The sequence below is a fragment of the Sphingomonas sp. NPDC019816 genome (assembly GCF_050274375.1).
Classification (GTDB): Bacteria; Pseudomonadota; Alphaproteobacteria; order Sphingomonadales; family Sphingomonadaceae; genus Sphingomonas.
This window is the reverse complement of the sequence record NZ_JBNNOB010000196.1, coordinates 1-4,618: the sequence shown is the minus strand read 5'-3', so window position 1 is coordinate 4,618 and position 4,618 is coordinate 1. Positions and strand designations below refer to the sequence as shown.

The following is a 4,618-nucleotide window of genomic DNA, read 5'->3' as shown; positions in this document are numbered from 1 at the left end:
CAGGCCGCGCAGGATCGAGATGGTATCCTCGACCGTGGGCTCGCCGACGAAGACCGGCTGGAACCGCCGCTGGAGCGCGGGGTCCTTCTCGACATATTTGCGATACTCGTCGAGCGTGGTCGCGCCTACGCAGTGGAGTTCACCGCGTGCGAGAGCGGGCTTCAAGAGGTTGGAGGCGTCCATCGCCCCGTCGCCCTTGCCCGCCCCGATCAGTGTGTGCATCTCGTCGATGAACAAGATGATGTCGCCCTCGGCGGCCTTCACCTCGTCCAGCACGCCCTTCAACCGCTCTTCGAACTCGCCGCGATATTTCGCGCCCGCGATCAGTGCGCCCATGTCGAGCGCCATCAGCTTGCGGTCCTTCAGCGTATCCGGCACGTCGCCATTGGCGATGCGCAGCGCGAGCCCTTCGGCGATCGCGGTCTTGCCGACGCCGGGTTCGCCGATCAGGGCGGGGTTGTTCTTGGTGCGACGGGCGAGGATCTGGATGGTGCGGCGGATTTCCTCGTCGCGGCCGATGACGGGATCGAGCTTGCCGTCGCGCGCCACTTGCGTGAGGTCGCGGGCGAATTTCTTGAGCGCGTCATAGCGGTCTTCCGCGCCCGCCGTATCGGCGGTGCGGCCCTGGCGCAGCTGTTCGATCGCGCCGTTCAGTCCTTGCGGATTGACGCCGCCCGCCGCCAGCGCCTTGCCCGCTGCCGTGGTGGACGACAGCGCAAGCGCCAGCAGCAGCCGCTCGACGGTGACGAAGCTGTCGCCTGCCTTTTGTGCGACCTGTTCGGCCTGGTCGAGCACGCGGACCAGATCATTGTCGAGGCCGGGCGACGACTGCGCCCCCGAGCCGGAGACGGCCGGGATCTTGGCCAAGGCCGCATCAGTCTCGCGTTCGACGCGCTTGGCATCGCCGCCTGCCGCCTGGATCAGGCCGGACGCCATGCCCTGATCGTCCTCGATCAAGGCCTTGAGGAGATGTTCGGGGGCGATACGCTGATGGCTGTTGCGGATCGCCACGGTCTGCGCGGCTTGCAAAAAGCCTTTTGCGCGGTCGGTGAATTTTTCGAGGTTCATCTGGGGTTCCTGTCGCTTTCCAGGTCAGATGGTGTTGCTAAATTGCAACACAAGGGGTTGGGCCAATTTCCGTGCCCGCAACATGGGATGGCCGTTTCGATTGCGAAAGGGTGGTGGGTCGCGACTTGGCAAATCGCCCGGTCGCGCCGGGATTGCGGTCCGCCGCATGCCCGCTATGTTCGAGCCATACACCGAGTGGGGAGACTCAAGGAAATGCGTATCAAGTCCGTGGCGCTGGCCGGCGTCGCCGCCCTGGCGTTCGCCGTGCCGGGCCAGTCCGTGCTGGCCCAATCCTCGTCCGTAACCAAGGCCGCGCCCGTAGCCCAGGGTGCGCCGGTCTCGGCGCTGGTGAAGGCGGTGGACATTCCCTACCAGACCTTCACCCTGCCCAACGGCCTGCGCGTCGTCGTCCATACCGACCGCAAGGCACCGGTCGTCGCGGTCAGCGTGTGGTACGATGTCGGCTCCAAGCATGAGCCCAAGGGCAAGACCGGCTTTGCGCACCTGTTCGAACACCTGATGTTCAACGGCTCGGAAAATGCGCCGGGCGACTTCTTCGCGCCGCTCAAATCGGTGGGCGCCACCGACTATAACGGTACCACCTATTTCGACCGGACCAATTATTTCGAGACGGTGCCGACCGCCGCGCTCGACCGTGCGCTGTTCCTGGAATCGGATCGCATGGGTCACCTGCTCGGCGCGGTGACGCAAGGGGTGCTCGACGAGCAGCGCGGCGTCGTTCAGAACGAGAAGCGCCAAGGCGACAACCAGCCCTATGGCCTGACCCAGTACAAGGTCCTGGAGGGGCTGTTCCCCGCCGGCCATCCCTATGCCCACACCACCATCGGCTCGATGGCCGATCTGGATGCCGCGACGCTCGATACGGTGAAGGACTGGTTCCGTGACCATTACGGTCCCAACAACGCCGTCCTGGTACTGGCGGGCGACATCGATGTCGCCACCGCCAAGCCCTTGGTGGAGAAGTATTTCGGCGACATCGCGCGCGGACCTAAGAGCGTCCTGCCGGCCGTCGCCATCCCGACGCTGCCCGCGCCCGTCAACGAGACGATGACCGACCGCGTCGCCGCCGTCATGATCAGCCGCAACTGGGCGGTGCCGGGGCTCAACGATCCCGACAGCGCCGCGCTGGTGGTCGCGGGGTCGGTGCTGGGCGGCCTGGCTTCGTCGCGGCTCGACAATATCCTGGTCAAGCAGGAGAAGCTGGCGGTGCAGGTCTCGGCCAGCGATCGCCCCTTCGCCCAGGTCGGCATGTTCAACATGACCGCGATCGTCCGCCCCGGCGTCGATCCCGCGCTGGTCGACAAGCGGATGCAGGAAATCCTGGCCGACTTCCTGAAGAACGGACCCACCGCCGACGAGGTGAAGCGCGTCGCGACCAAGATGGTGTCGGGTCGCGTCAGCGGACTGGAGTCGGTCGGCGGTTTCGGCGGCAAGGCGGTCGCGCTGGCCGAGGGCGCGCTCTATTCCAACGATCCGGGCTTTTACAAAAAGCAGCTCCAGGCGATCGCGGCGCAGACCCCCGCCACCGTGAAGGCCGCCGCCGACAAGTGGCTGTCGCGTCCCGCCTATACGCTGACCGTCGTGCCGGGGAAGCGTGAAGCCTATGAGGAAGCCAAGGTGCCGCCGCGCGCCGACGTGCCCGCCGCGCCCGACCAGCCGGTCAAGGGCACGCGCGGCCCCCTGCCCGAGGTGGGCGAGGTCAAACCGCTGAGCTTCCCCGCCGTCCAGCGCAGCCGTCTGGCGAACGGGATCGAGCTGATCTATGCGCAGCGCAGCGCGGTGCCGGTGACCCAGATCGCGACGTCGTTCGACGCCGGCGTCGCCGCCGACGTGCCGGGCAAACTGGGTACGCAGCGCATGGTACAGTCGATGCTCGACGAGGGCACGACGCGCCGCGACACGATCGCGATCGCCGAGGGGCAGGAGCGGCTGGGCGCGACGATCGGGTCCAGCGCATCCAACGACCGCACGGTGGTCGGGCTGTCGGTGCCCAGCGTGAACCTGGCGCCCGCGCTCGACCTCTATGCCGACATCATCCGCAACCCGGCCTTCCCCGATGCCGAACTGGCGCGGGTGAAGGCGCAGACGCTGGCCGGGATCAAGCAGGAGCTGACCAGCCCGCAAGGGTTGGCGGGCCGCGTCCTGCCGCCGCTCGTCTATGGCCCGACCAGTCCTTACGCCAAGGCGCAAGGGGCGGGCGATCCGCGTGCGGTGGCAGGGCTGACCCGCGCCGACCTGATCGCCTTCCACCAGGCGTGGCTGCGTCCCGACAAGGCGAAGATCTTCGTCACCTCCGACCGTCCGCTGGCCGAGGTGAAGGCCGCGCTCGACCGCGTCTTCGGGGATTGGCGCGCGACGGGAGCCGCCGGCGCCAAGCGCTTCGACAGCGCGACGCCCTCGGCCCCCCGCATCGTCCTGATCAACCGGCCGGACAGCCCGCAGTCGATGATCCTCGCCGGCATGCCGACGCCGCTGAAGGGCACCGACGACATGCTGCTGGTCAACACCGCCAACGACGCGCTGGGCGGTAGCTTCCTCAGCCGGATCAACACCGACATCCGCGAGAACAAGCACTGGTCCTACGGCGTGCGCGGTGGTTTCCAGACCTCCGAATTCGCCGCGCCCTATGTGATGTCGGCGCCGGTGCAGGCGGACAAGACCGGCCCGTCGATCGACGCGCTGCGCACCGATGTCGCCGAGTTCCTGACCACCAAGCCGATGGATCAGGTCGAGTTCGACCGCGCGATCACCGGCGCGATCCGCTCGCTGTCGGGCAATTTCGAGACCTCGGGCGCGGTCCTGTCGGCGATGCAGACCAACGACCTGCTGCGCCGGCCGGACAATTACTATGCGACGATCACGCCGCGGTACCGGGCGATGACGGTGGGTGAACTGAACAAGTCGATCCAGGCGGCGTTGGACCCGAAGGACTTCGTCTGGGTCGTCGTCGGCGACGCCAAGTCGGTCAAGCCGCAGCTTGACGGGCTGGGCCTGCCGGTCGAAGTCATCGAGGCCGCCGACGTGGCGGGGGCGGCACCCGCCGCTCCGGCCGGCGCCGGCCAGTAACGCCGGCTTACAAGGAGAGCGAACATGGCCGATATCGACGGCACCTGGAACTGCACCGTGAAGTCGCCGCTGGGCGACCAGGAGATGACGCTGACGGTCACCACCGAGGGCGATCGCTTCACCGGATCGGGCGAGGGCCAGATGGGCGCGATGGAGATCGAGGGCGATGTGTCGGGCAACACCATCACCTGGAAGATGTCGATCAGCTCGCCGATGCCGATGACGCTGGACTGCGAAGCGACCGCCGATGGCGACACGCTGACCGGATCGGTGGGCGCGGGCGCGTTCGGCAGCTTCCCGCTGTCGGGAACCCGCGCGGCCTGACCGTCGCGCCGTGATGTGGGGAAGGGCGGTGCGTCGGAGGACGGGCCGCCCTTTTTCGTGGGGGTGGGGCGTGGGCTTCGACTTCGCTCAGCCTGAACGGAGTGCAGTATCCAGCCCTTGTCCTTACAGCCGTTCAGGC

The 4,618-nt window shown here is 67.4% G+C and carries 3 protein-coding genes; 2 read left to right on the top strand and 1 reads right to left on the bottom strand.

Annotated elements, in window-relative coordinates:
* Positions 1 to 1,068 (bottom strand): Clp protease N-terminal domain-containing protein (locus tag ACQKJZ_RS18120; protein ID WP_427732948.1); only part of this gene is annotated, 1,068 nt, incomplete at its 3' end.
* A 213-nt stretch (positions 1,069 to 1,281) separates the two neighbouring features.
* Here ACQKJZ_RS18120 and ACQKJZ_RS18115 point away from each other — a divergent pair.
* Together ACQKJZ_RS18115 and ACQKJZ_RS18110 are read left to right on the top strand one after the other, a co-directional pair.
* Positions 1,282 to 4,155 (top strand): M16 family metallopeptidase, encoded by a 2,874-nt coding sequence (locus ACQKJZ_RS18115; protein WP_427732946.1) that lies wholly within the window; start codon positions 1,282 to 1,284, stop codon positions 4,153 to 4,155.
* Between the two features lie 24 nt (positions 4,156 to 4,179).
* Positions 4,180 to 4,479: a hypothetical protein gene (locus tag ACQKJZ_RS18110; protein WP_312489032.1), complete on the top strand. Its 300-nt coding sequence runs from the start codon at positions 4,180 to 4,182 to the stop codon at positions 4,477 to 4,479.
* Positions 4,480 to 4,618: the final 139 nt, after the last annotated feature.

What these genes read in the sequence shown, in the direction of transcription:
- ACQKJZ_RS18110 (WP_312489032.1), top strand. Translation starts at nt 4,180, where the DNA reads ATGGCCGATATCGACGGCACCTGGAACTGCACCGTGAAGTCGCCGCTG.
- ACQKJZ_RS18115 (WP_427732946.1), top strand. Translation starts at nt 1,282, where the DNA reads ATGCGTATCAAGTCCGTGGCGCTGGCCGGCGTCGCCGCCCTGGCGTTC.